This window comes from Halobacillus locisalis (assembly GCF_013694105.1).
Classification (GTDB): domain Bacteria; phylum Bacillota; class Bacilli; order Bacillales; family Halobacillaceae; genus Halobacillus; species Halobacillus locisalis.
The window spans coordinates 437,300-455,265 of record NZ_JACEFG010000002.1 but is presented as its reverse complement, the minus strand read 5'-3'; the positions used below and the strand labels follow the sequence as shown (position 1 = coordinate 455,265).

General features: G+C 44.3%; 18 protein-coding genes and 1 riboswitch. Of the genes, 4 read left to right on the top strand and 14 right to left on the bottom strand.

What is annotated here, in order from left to right:
* Positions 1-18: 18 nt before the first annotated feature.
* Positions 19-128, top strand: a riboswitch (SAM riboswitch).
* Between the two features lie 79 nt (positions 129-207).
* Positions 208-1,260 (top strand): homoserine O-acetyltransferase MetX, encoded by a 1,053-nt coding sequence (metX, locus tag H0266_RS09490; RefSeq protein ID WP_181472161.1) that lies wholly within the window; start codon positions 208-210, stop codon positions 1,258-1,260.
* A 71-nt stretch (positions 1,261-1,331) separates the two neighbouring features.
* Here the strand turns inward: metX and H0266_RS09485 are convergent, their stop codons facing one another.
* The 10 genes from H0266_RS09485 to H0266_RS09440 all read right to left on the bottom strand — a co-directional run bounded on the left by H0266_RS09485 (position 1,332) and on the right by H0266_RS09440 (position 10,992).
* A complete protein-coding gene (locus tag H0266_RS09485; RefSeq protein ID WP_181472160.1) occupies positions 1,332-2,633 on the bottom strand; it encodes a polysaccharide deacetylase family protein in 1,302 nt (433 codons plus the stop codon).
* 638 nt (positions 2,634-3,271) lie between these two features.
* Complete coding sequence (gene kynA, locus H0266_RS09480) at positions 3,272-4,108, bottom strand: tryptophan 2,3-dioxygenase (protein WP_181472159.1); 837 nt, start codon at positions 4,106-4,108, stop codon at positions 3,272-3,274.
* A 14-nt stretch (positions 4,109-4,122) separates the two neighbouring features.
* Positions 4,123-4,767, bottom strand: coding sequence for a DUF4166 domain-containing protein (locus H0266_RS09475; RefSeq protein ID WP_181472158.1), 645 nt, complete (start codon positions 4,765-4,767; stop codon positions 4,123-4,125).
* A gap of 170 nt (positions 4,768-4,937) precedes the next feature.
* On the bottom strand, positions 4,938-6,461 hold the full coding sequence (locus H0266_RS09470) for an RQC-minor-2 family DNA-binding protein (RefSeq protein ID WP_181472157.1): 1,524 nt from the start codon (positions 6,459-6,461) through the stop codon (positions 4,938-4,940).
* 82 nt (positions 6,462-6,543) lie between these two features.
* Complete coding sequence (gene rpiA, locus H0266_RS09465; protein ID WP_181472156.1) at positions 6,544-7,242, bottom strand: ribose 5-phosphate isomerase A; 699 nt, start codon at positions 7,240-7,242, stop codon at positions 6,544-6,546.
* A 289-nt stretch (positions 7,243-7,531) separates the two neighbouring features.
* Positions 7,532-8,164, bottom strand: coding sequence for a response regulator transcription factor (locus H0266_RS09460; protein ID WP_181472155.1), 633 nt, complete (start codon positions 8,162-8,164; stop codon positions 7,532-7,534).
* On the bottom strand, positions 8,157-9,200 hold the full coding sequence (locus H0266_RS09455) for a sensor histidine kinase (protein ID WP_181472154.1): 1,044 nt from the start codon (positions 9,198-9,200) through the stop codon (positions 8,157-8,159). Before H0266_RS09455 ends, H0266_RS09460 begins: the two co-directional genes overlap by 8 nt.
* Positions 9,197-9,913: a cell wall-active antibiotics response protein LiaF gene (gene liaF / locus H0266_RS09450; RefSeq protein WP_181472153.1), complete on the bottom strand. Its 717-nt coding sequence runs from the start codon at positions 9,911-9,913 to the stop codon at positions 9,197-9,199. The genes H0266_RS09455 and liaF overlap by 4 nt, the downstream gene beginning before the upstream one ends.
* Before the next feature lie 66 nt (positions 9,914-9,979).
* Entirely contained in the window at positions 9,980-10,621 is a 642-nt protein-coding gene (locus H0266_RS09445; protein WP_181472152.1) for a PspA/IM30 family protein, read from the bottom strand.
* Positions 10,622-10,641: 20 nt separating this feature from the next.
* Positions 10,642-10,992 (bottom strand): lmo0954 family membrane protein, encoded by a 351-nt coding sequence (locus H0266_RS09440; RefSeq protein WP_181472151.1) that lies wholly within the window; start codon positions 10,990-10,992, stop codon positions 10,642-10,644.
* 160 nt (positions 10,993-11,152) lie between these two features.
* Here H0266_RS09440 and H0266_RS09435 point away from each other — a divergent pair, with 160 nt between their 5' ends.
* Positions 11,153-12,109, top strand: a complete 957-nt coding sequence (locus H0266_RS09435) for a nuclease-related domain-containing protein (RefSeq protein ID WP_181472150.1) — start codon at positions 11,153-11,155, stop codon at positions 12,107-12,109.
* Between the two features lie 174 nt (positions 12,110-12,283).
* Here the strand turns inward: H0266_RS09435 and H0266_RS09430 are convergent, their stop codons facing one another.
* On the bottom strand, positions 12,284-13,372 hold the full coding sequence (locus H0266_RS09430; RefSeq protein WP_181472149.1) for a M24 family metallopeptidase: 1,089 nt from the start codon (positions 13,370-13,372) through the stop codon (positions 12,284-12,286).
* A 152-nt stretch (positions 13,373-13,524) separates the two neighbouring features.
* Between H0266_RS09430 and H0266_RS09425 the strand changes: the two genes are divergently transcribed.
* The gene (locus H0266_RS09425) at positions 13,525-13,932 is read left to right on the top strand and encodes a hypothetical protein (protein ID WP_181472148.1); all 408 of its coding nucleotides are present in this window, start codon (positions 13,525-13,527) and stop codon (positions 13,930-13,932) included.
* 53 nt (positions 13,933-13,985) lie between these two features.
* On the opposite strand, the gene H0266_RS09420 is transcribed toward H0266_RS09425, so the two are convergent.
* The 3 genes from H0266_RS09420 to H0266_RS09410 all read right to left on the bottom strand — a co-directional run bounded on the left by H0266_RS09420 (position 13,986) and on the right by H0266_RS09410 (position 16,289).
* Entirely contained in the window at positions 13,986-15,014 is a 1,029-nt protein-coding gene (locus tag H0266_RS09420; RefSeq protein WP_181472147.1) for a PQQ-dependent sugar dehydrogenase, read from the bottom strand.
* Between the two features lie 66 nt (positions 15,015-15,080).
* A complete protein-coding gene (locus tag H0266_RS09415) occupies positions 15,081-15,674 on the bottom strand; it encodes a biotin transporter BioY (RefSeq protein WP_181472146.1) in 594 nt (197 codons plus the stop codon).
* Between the two features lie 129 nt (positions 15,675-15,803).
* Entirely contained in the window at positions 15,804-16,289 is a 486-nt protein-coding gene (locus tag H0266_RS09410) for a carboxymuconolactone decarboxylase family protein (RefSeq protein ID WP_181472145.1), read from the bottom strand.
* Positions 16,290-16,417: 128 nt separating this feature from the next.
* On the opposite strand from H0266_RS09410, the gene H0266_RS09405 reads away from it, so the two are divergent.
* Positions 16,418-17,863, top strand: coding sequence for an Eco57I restriction-modification methylase domain-containing protein (locus tag H0266_RS09405; protein WP_181472144.1), 1,446 nt, complete (start codon positions 16,418-16,420; stop codon positions 17,861-17,863).
* Positions 17,864-17,966: the final 103 nt, after the last annotated feature.

Below are 17,966 nucleotides of genomic sequence, written 5' to 3'. Positions count from 1 at the left end.
AACTGAATATTTGAAATACTCTTATCGAGAGTGGCAGAGGGACTAGGCCCGACGACGCCCGGCAACCTTCAAGGATAACTTGAAAAGGTGCTAATTCCTACAGGTCGAATTGATCTGGAAGATAAGGGGAGGAATCCGTCTATCCAAACCTCTTCTTATCCAGAAGAGGTTTTTTTATTTGCTCGATTATGAATAAGGAGGAAGCTCATGTCATTGAAAAACCCGATAAGCTCGGAGCCTCTCACAAAAACCGTGGAGATCGGCTCTTTCCATTTCGAATCTGACCAGGTCATCGATGGAGTTGAACTAGCTTATGAACGCGTTGGACCAGTGGACGCTCCTGTCGTTGTAGTGTGTCATGCCCTGACAGGAAATCAATGGGCCGTTGGCGATAAAGATAGCCCCGGTTGGTGGGCAGGTCTAGTCGGGCCTGGCGCACCGCTCGACACCGAAAAATACCAAGTCATTACCTTCAATGTTCTTGGCGGTTGTCATGGGTCTACTGGACCGATAAGCATCAACCCCGAAACGAACGAACCATACCGTCTCGACTTTCCGAAGGTATCGATACGAGATATGGTCCGCTCCCAGTACAAAGCCCTGCAAGAACTCGGCATCACACATCTTCACGCTGTCACAGGCGCTTCTCTGGGTGGTATGCAGGTGTATGAATGGGGGTTATTGTACCCTGAGTTCATGGACCGATTGTTCATTTTAGCCTCCACACCACATTTGAGCGATTACGGTATTGCTTTCAACCATATAGGAGCCCGTGCCATCATGGATGATCCGCATTATAAAGAAGGAAACTATTCTTCGAATGAAGAGTTGAGAGGTTTTGAGATTGCGCGAATGGCCGGAATGGTTACGTATCGAAGTCATAAACTCTTCGATAAAAGATTCGAACGGGGGCAACAGACGCAAAGTCAATACAACGTTCAATCCTACTTGAATTATCAAGGTGAGAAAATCAAGGAACGTTTTGACGCCAACAGTTATTTATATTTATTAGAAGCGATGAACAACCACGATATCGGACGCGGCCGTAACGGATGGCAAGAAGCGGCCACACGATATAAAGCTCCCATTTATACACTGAGCTTTGAACATGACTTGTTGTATCCAGATGATTTCATGCGCCATTTCAGCGAAAAAGTACCGAACGGCAGGCACAAACATGTCTCGACAGATTTCGGACATGACGGTTTCTTAGTAGAGTTTGAAAAATGGGGGGAATGGATCAGGGAAAATCTAGATTAATAGTAGACTGGTACGCATATCGACATTGTAACCATATAAAGAAGCCTGTGATGAATTCACAGGCTTCTTTATTATTGTTGTATATGACTAACCGGAACAAACTCGTACCCTTGATCAGATAGCTCTTTTACAACTAAATCTACGACTTCAACCATGGATGGATGGATATCATTCAATAAGATCACAGATTCATCCTCCACTTTAGCCACTATTTCAGCAGCAATCTCAGCGGCACTCTTACTTCGCCCATGTTCGAAGGTCACATTCCACCCGACAGGCTGTAGTCTATAGCCGTGTGTCGTTCTCTCTCCGAATGGCAGTCGGATCAGGGACGGTGTAAACCCGACAGCTTGCTGAATTTCAGATTGCGTCATCTCAATCTGCTCATCGATCTGTTCTGATGTCAGGCGGGTCAATCGTGGATGATTCCACGTGTGATTCCCAATTTCATGACCAGCTGTCGCAACGTCTTGTGCGACATCCGGATAGTAACTGACTCGCTTCCCAATCATGAAGAAGCTTGCCTGCACCTCATGTTCGTCTAAAATGTTCAGGATGTTTTTCGTCACTTTCGGATGTGGACCATCATCGAACGTCAGGGCAACGCGTTTGCCAGAATCTTTTTTCAGTGGCATTGAAGTCGCCTGGCCAGCGCTTGACGATGCAGTGTTCTCCTCGCTTTTAATTCCTTCAGGTTCAATAGAGCGATTAGCCTGCATTAATTCTACATACGAAGCCTTCAACATGTCTTTCACTTTATCCTGATTCAATTCAATTAGCTCTTGACCACTTTTCAGTTGCTTCAAGTAAAGCGCGAGCCCATCAGCTGTCCAAGCAACGTTCACTTCATCCACTGAAGGAGCTTCTTCCCGATTTTCAACAAGCTTTTCCAGGTCGTACTCCTCTTCTTTGAAGAGTTCTTGCGGTTCTAATCGATTCCCTTCCTCTTTTTCGAAGTTCATAATCGTTTGTTCCACAAGTGGCTCACTCATCCCGACATCCATCGTTTCTATAAAACGGACGACGAAGAAGTGACGGTCCTGATACAAAATCTCAAAATCAACATGTAGTTCGTATGATTGATTGTTTTCCTGATTTTGGAGAGCTTGATAACTTTTTTGTTTAAAAGCGGCTTTCTTCTGGTTTGTATAGTCAATAATCGTTTGGTCGATTTGGTTATTCGGTGTTTGAGGATAGTGTATGGTCATGTGATATTCTTTATATTCGGAAATATCTGTAGCCATATCGATTTTATACGTAAGTGGACGGTTGTCTTCCGCCTTACTTGGATCATTATTTGCATTGGCAATAAATGAACAAGCGCTCAACAAAACTAATGCGAATGTTGCGATATAGATCATCGGTTGTCTCATTTTCATACCTCTTTTTTAGTAGTACGTCAATCTACAACCTAGTGTAACATAAATGTAATATTCATTTAATAGATTCGTTATATTCAGTATATTTCTAATTTTACGCTAACAATTTTGGTATCCAACAATGAGGGGCAAGTCCGTTCTATAAATAAGAGTTTGGGAGGGAAGGGAAAACAGTCCGCTTTCCGCAGGGAACGCTGAGCCGCCTCGAGCTAAAGCTCTGTGGGGTCTCAGCCTGTTCCATTTTCCCGCAGGAGTCTACCTGTTTTCCCCTCCCTAGCATTATAGTGGATGAACGGACCTCGATCCGGCCAACATCGCTTTGCAAACCCGACAAATACAGAAGTATATCGGACACCCACTACACCTATTCGCGGGATGAGGACATGTTTTTTCGAAGGCCATTCTTCATTACCAATATGACTGCAACCTTCTCATGCAGGAATGGTCCGACTATCTACATTTAGGAGGGGGTTGGTGGGGAATGACGAGGCTCCCGCGGGAGAAGGACTCAGGCGAGACACCACAGGGAGTGTCAACGACCGAGGAGGCTCGACGGTTCCCCCGCAGGAAAGCGAGTTATTCCCCACCACACCCTAGTCTTTCTAAAGTGGAGGACCTGACCGCTTCACGTATTACAGGGAAGTACGGACGTCCCAGAGTTCGGGGAAGAAGCGGTGATCGAGGACTTTCTTCAAGTATCCGACACCAGAAGACCCACCCGTCCCCTTTTTGTGCCCAATAATCCGTTCAACGGTTTTCATATGACGGAAACGCCACTGTTGAAGGTGATCTTCAATGTCGACAAGCTTTTCGGCCAGTTGATATAAATCCCAATATCGATCCACATTCTTATACACTTTGCCCCAAGCCGCTTCAACCGTCGGATCCGCTTGATACGTTTTGGTATAGTCTCTGGAAATAAGATCAGGATTGATATCGAACCCTGCTTCCACCAATTTCTCGATGGCCACATCATAGATACTTGGTGCTTCGAACGCTTCTTCCAATTCTTTATGTAGCTGAGGATCTTTCTCGTAAATTTTCAAAACATGCGGCGATTTGTAACCTAGGACGAACTCTACCATCCGATATTGATAAGACTGAAAACCGGATGCTTGTCCAAGCGAGTCCCTGAATTCAATGTACTCAGCAGGCGTCAACGTGGAGAGGACATCCCAAGCCTGTATGATTTGCGTTTGAATGTTCGACACACGCGCCAACATCTTGAAGGCCGCTTGTACATCGCCCTTTTGGATACTTGCAATAGCTGCATTCAACTCATGCAGGATCAATTTCATCCATAATTCACTCACTTGGTGAATAATAATGAAGAGCATTTCATCATGATGAGAGGATAAACGATTCTGCGCTGACAACAAATCGCCAAGCTGTAAATATTCACCGTAAGTCATGCGTTCCTTGAAATCTGTATGCACCTTTTCATGGTCTTTAGACTCATAGTTACTCACAATGTTCCCTCCCTTTAAGTCAACAAGCCACGTTCTGGTATATTGTTATAAGTCATCGGTAAAAACTCTGTGTAGAACGTTCCCTCATACATAAGCACCGTACCAAAAATGGGGTGTTCCACATGGACATGCACTCTGAAAGCTTCTTCTTGTTCATCGTAATGTTCATAAACAGCGGTCTTCGGTCCTGGCAGTTGAACCTTGTTCTGATAGGTCATTTCATTGGATTGCATATACAAACCACCGCTCGCAGTTACATGTAGATCTAACGAAACTTGAAGAGCTCCGGATTTCCCGATGTCATCGACAATGGTTTGTTTCTCTTCATCGTAACGCATCGATGCATCAAACCCACGAATCGCGTAGGGGAAGAAGAAGCGACGAACCCAACTTACCGTTTCATTGCCATAATCATCAACATATGCATAGTTCTCCAAGGTGAAAGGAACATCCTTCCCTCTCTCCGCAAATACAAGATGATCCCACGTCCCTGCTTGTAGAAATGGACGAAGCAAAGGGTTCATCCCGCGGATTTCCGTCATTCTTCCTTGGCCTAAAGCCATTATATTTTGCTTGCTAGTCAATCCATACTTCTTCTGCAACTCTGGGTGCAACTTGTGAAAATCATTCCCCAAAGCTTGATGATAAATAGACTTCATTCCCTTTTCCTCCTTCGAACCACTAAGTTTCACTTAATTGAAATTATAGCATAAGAAAACGGTTTCAGTATAAACCCGTAAGGCTTCCAGCTGAATAAGAAACATAACTGCTTCGATTCACGAGAAAAATAAAAAAGCCCACCCCAAACCTAGAGTGGACGATGATCCTTTCACATTACTTCTTCAGCATAATCACTGACCGAGTACCCTTTCTGCTGTTTCATCAGCCACCCTTGTTTCTCCAGCTGATTGAAGAGCTTCTGCACGTTCTTTTCAGGCCAATCGGATAACAATCCGAACCATCTTGTTTCGTGTAGTTTCAACGTACGCAACTTATTCGTTGCTTTTCCAGCTAACACTTGGACAAGCGTATGCGCAGGGTAGTCGGTTCCATAGTAATAGATGAGATCCAATATTTGTTGCGTTCTCGCATAGGTAAGCGGATAGCCTTTAATAGTCAAGATAACGTCCTCATCGTCATACTTCACTTCTTCCAACGTTTCGTTCAGTTCATCTAATAGGTGACTGGTCATCGGATAGACTTGTTTCGGTACGACCTCCAACCACTTCGGCAGCTCCTTGAAGATTCGGATGTCATCAAGCTCTACACCAGCTAACCATAAGAGATGAGATGGTTTACGCGATGGGATTCTCACATCTTTTAATTTATTGTACATATCTAAAATCGGATATTGTGTCAAATCGACCGGAGCTTGTTGATAACGCTCGATTAGCTGCACAACTTCAAGGCTTTCATCCAAGGTTTTGCTGACAGAAGATAATTTCTTCTTCAAGTCTCGAAGTTGATCAAGTTGTTCGAGCAACTTTGTATTCTGCTCAGCAATTTCATTGAACTGTCTTTCGATTGTGCCCATACGCTTCTCAGCTCGTGCTACGTCAAAGTCCTCAGAGAAACGAACGGTGTCATCATCGACATTGTAATATAAGCAAAAGTCACAAATTTCACAATAACAACATATCGTTCGATCTTGTGAATGGAAATGAAGCTCCTTTTCGTGAGAGCAGCTTCCGCTTTGTCCTTCTAACCATTCTTCTGGCATAAAGCGATATGGGCGCATGACAATCTCTACACGGTGCCTCCAGTACGAAATATCTTCTGGATATTTCAGTACCGAAAGTAGAGCAGATTGGTTCATCGTCTCTACAGCATCAATGACCTCCCTTTTTTCATGGATCAATTGAATCAAGGGATGTTTATGGAACGCTTCAGCCATTTTCTTAAGCCATGCTTCACGGGTTTGTCGACTAATATCAGCCAAAAACAAGTAGTCTTGAAGCACTTCTCCCACATGGTCATGCAGTTGCTCAGCAGATAAGTGCGTAAAGTCTTTATCATAAAGGTACGTTTCTTTTAATGGTAGTCCATGTTCGCCAGGCAGCGATTTCCACAAAAACATTTCCGGGCGCAACAGATGAGGGTACACCGTTTCTTCTTTTTGAAGAGAAACCGGAAGTACAGCCTCGCCAGATACATTTAAATAATGACGAATCGTTGAAATATCCCACCCTTTTTGTTGGATATGTTCCATAATCGTATCATTAAGTCTAGACAGTAACCCTCGCTCAAACTTGTGTCCGATCGATCGTATTTGCTTATTCTTCTTTCCAATCGGCGCAAGGGCTAGTAGCGGGTAGCGGTCGTCTTGATAAGTAATCCTCTCTGGCAGTCCCATAATGATTCTCCTTTGAATGAAGGATTTACTACTATTATAGAAAAAGTATTACAAAATACCATTAAATATAAGTGATTTGGGCTTAGACCGTTAAAATTTCCACGGAATACCCAATGAATAAGCCTGTCTCAATGACGCCAGGAATCGAGCTCAGCTCTTTTTCGAATTCATCTTCAATACGATCGAAGTGAACATCTAATATCAGGTTCCCGGCTTCTGTAATTAATGGACCGTCTTTCGACTGAGCCATTCTCATCATGATCTTCCTTATAGGATAACCCTCAAGCCTTGTCTCAACCAAATGAACCGCTCGCGGATCGATTTCGATCGGGACGGCAAACTTTTCTCCTAATCGACTGACAAATTTACTGTCGTCTACTAAAATGTACGTTTTTTCGGCGCTAGCCATTACGAGTTTTTCAGCGAATAATGCGCCTCCTCGGCCTTTAATCAAGCGGTGCTGTGCGTCCACTTCATCTGCGCCATCAAATCCCCAGTCTGGGCGATCCGCAGCTAACGTCGTCGTTTTCAAACCGAAGGTCGCGCAGTTCAATAAAGCTTCCTGAGACGTAGGAATGGCCATCACGTTGAGATTTTCCTGCTTTACGCGATCAGCGATCGCTTGTAACGCGAGAAAAGCTGTAGACCCTGAACCGACGCCAATAACATCCCCATCTTTCACGTAGCGACTCACTTGATTGGCGACTTTTGTTTTCGCCTCAAGATTCGATATATCTCCTGACCAGCTTTCATTCGTTGCGATACGATTTCTCCAATTCATCAGCCTCACCTCTTTGCTTTTGGTATTCCCGAAAATCGTAAAAAACAAGCGTTCATTATCTAAAGTGTATCAAACCGGTACGACTCATAAGAAAATCCTCGTCATCTTTTACGAGGGATTTACATAGGTTAAGTTAACTATGAACAGAAGGGGGAATGGATGTGAAGCGGATTTACCTGAAACTCGCCATCTTCTACCTCATTCTACTCCTCGCAGTGATTCTTTTTATCCTCCTATGATGCGGGGCTCGGGCGTCAAAAAACCCCAAGCCATCTCTTGTGGCAAGGGGTTATTCGGCAAGGTCGTGCTTGAATGCATAGATGACCGCTTGCGTACGGTCCTGCACTTGAAGCTTTCCTAGAATATTGCTGACGTGCACTTTCACCGTTTTCAAGGCGATATACAAGTGATCGGATATTTCTTGGTTCGTCTTCCCTTCTGTCATCAAAAGGAGAATCTCCATCTCTCTCGTGGTCAGTTGTTCATGTAGTTCTTGTACATTGGGATGACGCATCTTCGTCATAATCTTCCCGGTCACTTCCGGCTCCAGGATGGACTGGCCCTCATATGTAGCCCTGATTGCTTTAGCAATTTCTTCTGCTTTTGATGTTTTCAGCATATAGCTTGTGGCTCCCGCTTCTAAAGCCGGATAGACTTTCTCATCATCGAGAAAACTCGTTACAATGATGATCTTCGCTCCTGGCCACTGATCGACAATCCGCTTGGTCGCTTCAATTCCATCCATCTTCACCATCACAAGATCCATCAAAATAATATCCGGACGATGTTCAAGGGCGAGTTCTACTGCTTCTGTTCCATCATCAGCTTCTGCAATTACTTCAATATCCGCCTGCGCTGATAAATAAGCAGACACCCCGATCCGTACCATTTCATGATCATCGGCGAACAACACTTTAATCATGACGCTCCTCCTCCTTTTTTCGATATGGGACTTTGACTTCCAAGCGCGTCCCTTGCTCCTTTAAACTGACAAGCTTCAAGGAACCCCCCACTTCAATAGCTCTCTCATTCATATTCTGCAAGCCATATGAACTCGTTTTTTCTTCCTCCACATCAAAACCGATCCCATCATCAACCACACGCAAAATGATGTTATGGTCACGCTCAAGCAGCATAACGCTTAATGAATCCGCCTTCGCATGACGTAATGTGTTCGATACCGATTCTTGCAAAATCCGGAACAACTGGTCTTCAAGTCCTTTATCGAGAGCTACCTCTTCGATTGTCCAGTCTATCTCCATCGGCACTTTTTGTGTCAATTCATAGAGCAACTCTTCGACTCCCTCAGCAAGCGTCTTATCCTTCAAGGCGACGGGGCGCAAATGGAGAAGTAACGCACGCATTTCAAGTTGGGATTGATGAATCATATTTTCGACCATCTTCAATTGTTTGTTCATCGAATCCGTCTTGGCTTCCTCTGAATCATTGACGGCTGACATCATCATAGACGCGGCAAACAATTGCTGACTGACCGAGTCATGCAATTCTCGCGCCAGACGATTCCTTTCCTGAACGACTACTTCCTGTAAACTCTTCTCACGGTCTTCGGCTCTTTCAGTCGCTACCTTTTGAGCGAGTGACGCTTGCTGTTCGAACTTTTCTTCAATCTTCTTCATCGTTGCCTCGATGAGCTGCATTTCGTGGAGATCACTGTCTTGATACGCAACCGTATTCCCTTTGACGATTTCATCCAGCTGATGGTCAATAGAATGGAGAGATCGCTTCCAGACCCAGCCTTGCGTCAGTCCCACCACGACTCCCATCGTCAAAGAAAAAGCGAAAACGAGGAACACATAAGGTAAATCAAGTACCGTTCTCGTCCACAAGTCTGACCACTGTTCAAACGGAAAGGCGATGAACGTAAAGCCGAGCAATACGAATGTAAAACCTAGAAATGTCAGGATCCCGACCATTGCCTGTCTTTGCCACACATTCATATGCGCTTCACCTCTACATCTCCAGAAAGAAGCGATGTAATGATTTTGACGCGAGGGCGAGCTGTTGAATACCCAGGTGTTCGGTAGCTGACGACCTGATTGAACAGTTTCGATTTGCGATATTGAAAAATAGCCGCTCGCCCAATGACAGCACTATGGTGAATCGTAACTTCCACTTCATATGGCACGTAGATCACGATATTTCCGACAAGATGACGGATGGAAATAACCGCTTCATCCCGGGGCAGAACCGTCTGACTCAAGTCAATGATCCGATCCCCGAGCCCCCCGTGAATATTAATGTCACTCCATTGATAGGATTGGTCTTTCGTCGATTGATTTCCGAAGAATTTCTGTTGCAATAACGGCTCTTGGTGGTGCGGCAACTCTTCATCCAGAATCTCCGGAGTCACACGTTCAGGGTCCTGGCGTGACCTGAAATAATCCCTTACAAATAGAAAGATGACCGCAACAATCAAAAAGCGGACGGCAATCATGCTGAGAATCGTAAAAACAAGAGTGAGCAACCCAATCCAGAAAAACACTTTCCCCCACAGCTTGCGATACTTTTTCCAACCGATATAAAGCATCAAGCCAGAGAACAGGACCGAAAAGACGAGCCCTCCTTCAAAGAAAACCACTTCAACTAGTAGGAGGATCACCCCTATGATTAAAATAGTGTTGATGGTGTCTGTCGATAAACGTTTAAACATACCGGTCATCCCCCTCTCAGATAAGTAAAAGGCGCAGTGATCTGCGCCTTTATCATATCATGATTCTTATTTCACCGTAACTTCCTCTGTATCCTTCATCTCTTTCTCAAGCTTCGCCATTTTGCTATCGAAGGTGTTGCGATAGTAGGCGCTATTCACTTTATGTTCTAAGTCCTCGATGTACTGGTCCATTTCAGAAAACCTGGAATAAGGCTTGTCCGACGTATCTTCAATGACTTGATTCATGCGGTGATGAGCACGGGCGATATTTTCACGACCCATTAATTCCATGCGCTTCAAGTGCATATCCTTCAGTTTATGCTTCATTTCTTCATATTTGCGCTCCAGTGTTTCTAGCTGCTCGATTGCGTCAAGACGTGATGCTTTCAAACGTTCGGTACGCGCTTCATATTCTTCTTGTTCTTGAACGGCGAATTCATACATCGTGTCTTCGCCTGCACGCTGGGCGATTTCAGCCTGACGTTTACGCTTTTCCGCCATATCTAGCGCTTTTTGATACTCTCTCGTGAATTCATCTTTCAAGCGATATTGGCGTTCGACGAGCTTGCGAACTTTTTCTGTTTCTTTCTCACTTTCTCGTAAATACTGATTAAGCATCGCAATCGGATTCTTTTGTTCCTTCTGATCTAATGCCTCGTGCAAGTCTGCTGTAATCGAGTCTTTCATGCGTGTGAAAATGTTAGCCATGAGTAAATCGCTCCCTCTTCTTATTTGTGTAGTTCAGCCCACTGCTTTTCAAAATTTGTGAATGGATCATCCGATTGACCTACGACTGGATCTTCGGCCTTCTTACTTGTCCAATTTTTATAAATCAAGTACAACCCGTAAGCGGCAGCTAAGCCGATGACCGCGTAGATATTCGACACGGCGACACTCAAGATGATTAATCCGAGCACAATCCATCCAATTTTTCCGGCTGTCGATTCGCTTTTCATAAACTGCTTAAAAACGACGTAAAGCAACCAGACACTGACACCTAGCAAGATCATCGGGCCGAGATTCGCTAGTAGAATCGTTAACGCCACAAGACCTGCAATGAACAGTAAAAACTTTTTCATCGATTTTTTCCTCCCTTGCTGATTTCTTGTCTTAATCTTACCGAGATTTCTGAATGACCGTAATGAGCTAGAGGTATATTTTCATATACGTCTTGAGGCGTAGTAGAGGATTTCCAGTGCGCTTGGCGAATGATGTAGAGGATAAGAAAGGAGCGTTTTAATGAATCGAAGAAAATCAAATCAACACGCACAAATGGAAGCGTTAGGTGGACGTATTCACCCTGATCACCCTTGTTCAGGAGAAATAACGGAGCAGATCCTCAAGTATGATGCCGGCTTTTCTGGCGAATCGATGACGGATCAATTCCTAGCCTACCTCCCTCCCCACTTCAAGCTCTCTCAAAATGTATCTCTTCATGATGGCATCCAGCACTTTCAAATGGATGCTCTCCTCTCAAATCAGCATTTCTTATTGAATTTAGAAGTGAAGAATTACAAAGGTGCCCTGACATTCGACTTGGAGCACAGGCAGTTGTTTAGACAGGTTGATGATCGTCACGATGTTTTCCCAGACCCGTTTTTGCAAATCGAACACCAGTCCATCCAATTGAATCGTTGGCTTCAAAGATTCGATTTCCCTCCAATCCCTATCTACTCCCTCGTAGTTCTTTCAAACCCTTACAGTTCCTACATCACGACCGGTGAGGATCGTGATGGTCTGAAAAAGAAGATCGTTCGTGCAAAGGGACTCCCTTCTGTGGTGTCTCATGTATCGAAAGCGTTCACCCATCCTGTCTGGACCACTCATCAAGTGGAGGCATTCGTTGATCTGATTCAGAAAGAACACTCCGAATACAAGCGTGATACCCTGCAAAAGTATCAGGTTCTAGAGAGTGATTTGATTCGCGGTGTACGCTGTCCTAGTTGTAGTCAACTTGCGTTGAAGAGAAAGCGTGATCACTGGTTTTGCCAACATTGCGAAGGTAAATCACAAGATGCTCACTATGGATTGTTGCGTGAAATGGCGCTGTTGTTTGGTCGAGAAGTGACGGTAAGAAATTTTATGAACTTTGCTCTGCTAGATTCTCGGAAGGTAGCTTGGAGGCTTTTGAAAGAGGCTTGTCCGGAGTTCTACGGCAATACGAAGGATCGGGTTTACATTGTTAATTTGAGTTAGGGAACAATCTAATTGAGATAGGGAACAATTGTCTGGCGTTAGGGAACAATCTCGCGCGGTTAGGGAACAATACCCAACAGTTAGAGGACAATCACGCGACGTTCGGGAACAATCATCATCCCAAACACAAAAAAAGCCGCCCCCTACAGGGCGGCTTTCTTCATCTATTCAGACCTATTCGATAATACGAAGCTCTTTCGGTGTCTTCGTTAAGGTTTCATATCCATCTTTCGTGACAAGTACATCGTCTTCAAGACGCACGCCACCAATAGCTGGATCATAAATACCAGGCTCAATCGTGTACGTCATTCCTTCTTTTAAAACGCCGTCATTCAAGTGACTCATAGAAGGGAATTCATGGACGTTTATGCCAAGGCCGTGACCGATACGGTGCGGGAACAATTCTCCGTATCCACCGTCCGTAATAACGTCACGAGCGGTTTGGTCCAAGTCTCCGATTCGAGTACCCGGCTTACTGATTGCGAGAGAAGCTTCTAAAGCCTCTTTTACTTTCTCATAAATTTTACGTTGTTCGTCTGAAACAGATTGGAAGGCAAACGTACGCGTGATATCTGACGTGTACCCTTTCCACACGACTCCAAGATCAAACAAGACGAAGTCGCCCGGCTTCAACGTACGATCTCCAGGGTTACCATGGGGTTGTCCAGACTTCTCTCCAAATAAGACCATGGTCGAGAAGGACATCGCCGCAACGCCTTTTTTCTTCAGTTCGTATTCAATGGTTGCGAGCACTTCCATTTCCGTAACCCCTTCACGAAGTGCTTCGGTACCGACTTTCACACCGAAATCGGCCAGCTCAGCCGCTTCCCGCATGATCGCGATCTCTTCGACGTCTTTCACGACACGCATCTCATTCAGCTGGCCTTCTACATCCTTCACGTCCACTTCACCAAACAGGCTGAAGAAGGATTGGCTGCGCCCGTATGAGAGCACTTGTTTTTCTAAACCGACCGTCTGTGCTTCCTTTACACCCCGCTCCTTCATAAGAGCCCATGGATCTTCATGGTCGGCGTACCCGATTACGTCGTAGGTCCAACCAGTTTCAATGAGCTGGCCCTTCTCCATGCCCGGCAAAACAGCAATGGGATCTGCATTCGGGAAGACTAAAAGACCTAAGAGGCGCTCGTGAGGATCCGTATGAAAACCAGTGAGGTAGAAGAAGTTCTCTGGCGAATTGATAAACGCCACATCTATGTTTTGTTCTTGTAAATAAGTAGATAGTTGTTGCAATCGTTGTTCCATCAAATCACTCCTTTTTCCTTCATGATAACCTAGTGAACGAAACAATCCAAATGAGGGTGAACGTTTTGCGACATTTACGCGCCATTGATGTTCATTCCGAAGCGATTCCGATATAATGGGTAGAAGAAAAGGATACATAGGAGGTCGTACTTTTGGATCGTACACGTTTTTTCGTTCGGGTAGCTGCCATTTATGCCTTGATCGGGGCTTTCATGGGATCACATATGGCTGGTGGTGGAGGCCTTCAATTAAGTGCCATCCACGCACACATCCTCGTGGTCGGGTGGTTATCATTATTCGCATTCGGCATTTATTATCGCGTTTTCTCTATTCCTAAGGACTCTAAACTCTCAATCGTTCACGTATGGAGTTCCTTTATCGGAGTATTCGGTCTGACCGTTGGAATGTGGCTCTACTATACACAACCGATTGAAGGCATGCGCGCATTCAACACCGTATTCTTCATTGTCGGAGGAACGGTTCTATTAATTGCATTTGTTGTTTTTGCCATCATGGTGTTCGTTCATGGAAAAGCCATCTCAGAAGACCCCACTTCATAACAGAGCTAAACCCATAACCACAGTAAAAAAGCAGGCACTCGGCCTGCTTTTTCTTATGGAGAAAACCGGACAAGCTTGTCATCCCCGTCAGCAGGGTTGCCTCGCCCATCTGTATTATTCGTTATAAAATACACTTCATCATCAATCTTCTCTACATCACGAATTCTACCATACGAATTGGTCACAACTTGCGGATCTTCTCCACTGAACAAAAGAGTCCTGAGCGCTGTTCCCCTCAATGTAGCGATGAACAACCGGTCATCATGAACGACAATCCCAGAAGGAGCCCACGTATTATCTCCCGTTTGAAAAATCGGAGCCATTACAGAGTCCCCGTGATTTTCTCCTACTGCATCAGGCCAGCCATAGTTCTCCCCAGCCTTGATTTGATTGATTTCATCGTGCGCATCTGGACCATGCTCGGAAGCGAACATCTCCCCTGAATCGGACCACGCAATTCCTTGAGGGTTTCGGTGGCCATAGGAGTACACATGTGATCCTTCAGAAGGATTATCTGCCGGGACACTGCCATCAAGATTCATTCTTAATATTTTTCCAGCCAACTGACCACGGTCTTGAGCTATACTTTCCTGTAGAGCGTCTCCAGTTGTTACGTAAAGTTTCTCGTCCGGACCGACCTCAAGACGGCCCCCGTTATGAAAGCGCGCTCCCGGAATCCCTTCTAGGATTACGTCTACTTCTTTCCATGTATCTGATTGCTTCTCTAGTACAATGACCCTGTTTTGAATGGCACCATTCTCTTCATACGTATGGTAAGCAAAAGCACGAGCATTGGTTGCAAAGTCAGGGTGCAGACGCAACCCTAGCAGACCACCTTCACCTCGCTGCAGGATATCACGGTCTGTTTGCACGGGAAGCCTTTCTTTCCCCTCGCCTTCTTGCCATGAAACGATCGACCCTGCCCGTTCCGAAATGTAGAAGGTGGACTCACTATGTTCGATATCCCAAGGTGCACGCAATTCCGCAACTATACTCTGAAACTTATCGCCAGTTTCTTCCACATTTTCACTTGAACAAGCCACGATGAATACTACGAGTAACAACCAATAGATCCGTTTCACTTCTGCCCCTCCTTTTTTAATACCTTTATTGTACCAAGGTTCAGAAGGACTAGCGAAAAGAAATGGTCAGGAAACTTTCGCTTGTCTAAGAGGCGTTCGGTGCAAGAATGACCGCTCTAACCGGTAAGCAAACAAGCCTGCTACGACAGCTAGGGTGATATCTTTCAGTAAAAATGGAATCATACTTGACCAGGCGATCACATAGTTGATTCCATCTCCCCCTACCCAAAAGTTCATTGCGGCATAAAACAAATTCACACCGATCAAATAGTTGAGCGCAACCCCGACTAACGAAGCCGCAACATATAAGGAGGGACTGCGTTTTGTTTCAGCGATTTTTCCGACTACAAACGCGAGCACTATGTAAGAAAGTATAAATCCGAATGTCGGAGAGAAGATGGTACCAAGCCCCCCTGAAAATTGCGAAAAGATAGGAGCACCAATCAAACCCAACACGGTATAAACAATCATGGAGAACATACCTAGACGGCTACCCAGAACAATACCAGCTAAAATAGCGAAAAAAGTTTGTAACGTGAGCGGAACACCTAATACAGATAAGAATGGTGCAACCGACGCAATGTTCGCACCAACAGCCATTAAGGCTACAAATAAAGCACCAACCGTAATATCATAAGCTGACCAACGTGACGCTTGCATATCAAAAACCCCTCCCGTAAATTCAATCTCTTATCTATTAAATTACGGGAACCGCCCACTAAATGTCAACCTATTTATTTTATTGTTAACACTAAAAACCACCCTCTACAACAGAAGGTGGCTACTCACTTATAAACCTAACCCCATCGACAGTTGATTGGTATAGGAGGTATAAGCAATTGTTTGATTTATTTCTACAATGCCCTTTTCATCAAAACCCGTGTCTTTCAACCGAACAATATCTTCTTTCGTCACTTTGACAGGCTTAGATACTAGATGATCAGCATAAGTTAGTACAGCCTTCCAAACATCGTTCATATCCGAACGCTCATACTCCTTCAGCCAACCGAGTAAATCCGGCTCATCCACATACGTTGCGAGTATTTCGGAATGACTTTTTGTACAAAATTTACAACCGTTCTTCATTGATACAAATGTGATAATCGCTTCTCTTAAGTCTTCTGAGAGATCCGTTCGTTTAACGGCCTTTTGCAATGGCAAAAATGATTGATAGGTATCTGGGTCGTTCGCGAGCAATCGATCAAACACCCCTACAGCCTCCCCATTACTATACTCTTTCATTTCTTTTTGTTTTATTGGTTTCACCCATGGCATAAAAATCAGACTCCTTTAGTTCTTTTTATTTACGTTTTAAAGAAAAATTTAACATTTAACAGTACATAAGTAGTGACTTTTTCCTATTTTTATAATAAAGTATACACAAAAATACTGGAGAGATTTGGATGTTATCACAACAACGCGCGATGGGCCAATACAGCACCCCACAAGAGACGGTCCACTATATGGTTGAAACCGTGCTCGACCACTTGAATGCCCATGATCGCCCCCAACTATTAGATCCCTCAACAGGTGACGGTATCTTTATTCAATCATTAATCCATGCTGGCATGACTCCTTCCCAGTTGCACGCCTATGACGTTGATCCCAATACCCCACAGCCTTCTGAAGGTATTCAATTTTCCTACCAAGATTTCTTGAAGGTCGACGATGAGGAACAATTTGATGCGATAATAGGTAATCCGCCCTATAAGTCGAAGCGGCAGAGTACGTATTTTAATCATAACAAACAGGTATTAGAAGAGGAATTCAAGGACATTGGCGTACATAACATGTACTCCCTGTTCATCTATAAAGGAATCCAAGTACTAAGAGAAAATGGAATCCTCTCGATGATCGTTCAAGATTCATTCTTAACGAATGTTTATTATAAACGATTCAGAGAATATTTATTAACCCATACAGAAATTCAAGAAATCATTTTAGCTCCAAGGCGATTGTTCCATCATGGTAAAGCGGATGTTCGAACAGCCATCCTTACTTTGAAGAAGAAGAAACCGGTTGATCATTCCCATCACGTAAGGTTAGTCGACCGTCTCAACTACCAGCAATATACGAATCCACCAGAAGAACGTGTCCAATATTTACCACAGGAAGCCTTTTTGAAACTTCCGAACTTCAACCTCACCGTCAACGTTCCAAGTGAAATCCTATCTTTGTTTCAAACTGCGTACACACCACTTGAACAAGTTGTACCAATTAAAACAGGGTTATCTACAGGGAATGACGGACATTTCCTGAGAAAAGCAAATGAAGCGAGCGAAACAGACGGTTGGATTCCTTTTTACAAAAATGGTGGTGCTAAGGATGCCTGGTATTATCAACCGAAATTCTACATTCATAAAGATTGGGAGCAACAAAGCAAAGCACACAAAACCTTCACTGTAAGGAACCCATCCTATTTCTTTAAAGAGGGGATCACATGCTCTTCTATGGGTGTGAAATTCTCTGCTTCCTATCTACCCGAGGGTAGCTTATTCGGCGTTAATGCAAATTTATTCCCAGATAATCAAGAGGACTTATATTATTTCTTAGGCTTTTTAAATAGTCGACTCGTGAAATATATGCTCCGCAAAGTATTGAACCGCACCAATATGGTAACATCCGGCTATATTAAGAAAATCCCGTTCGTTACCCCTTCACCTGAACAGAAATCAATCATCAGTGAATTTTCCCGTAAGCTGGTTGAAGGGAAGTGCCAGAATCGGGATTATCCAACTGAAGAACTTCACGAAGAAATAGATCGTGTCATCTTTGATGTGTACGGCATATCTGAGAAGAACCGTCACCATGTCAGAGATTTTTGCGACCATGTATTGGAACGATTATAATGCTCAAAAAACGCGGTCTCTTTACTGAGACCGCGTTTTATTGCCCTAAGCAGATCAGCTTTAGAGCTGATTGTGCCCTTTACGAAAGTGGGTGTCCGAAATA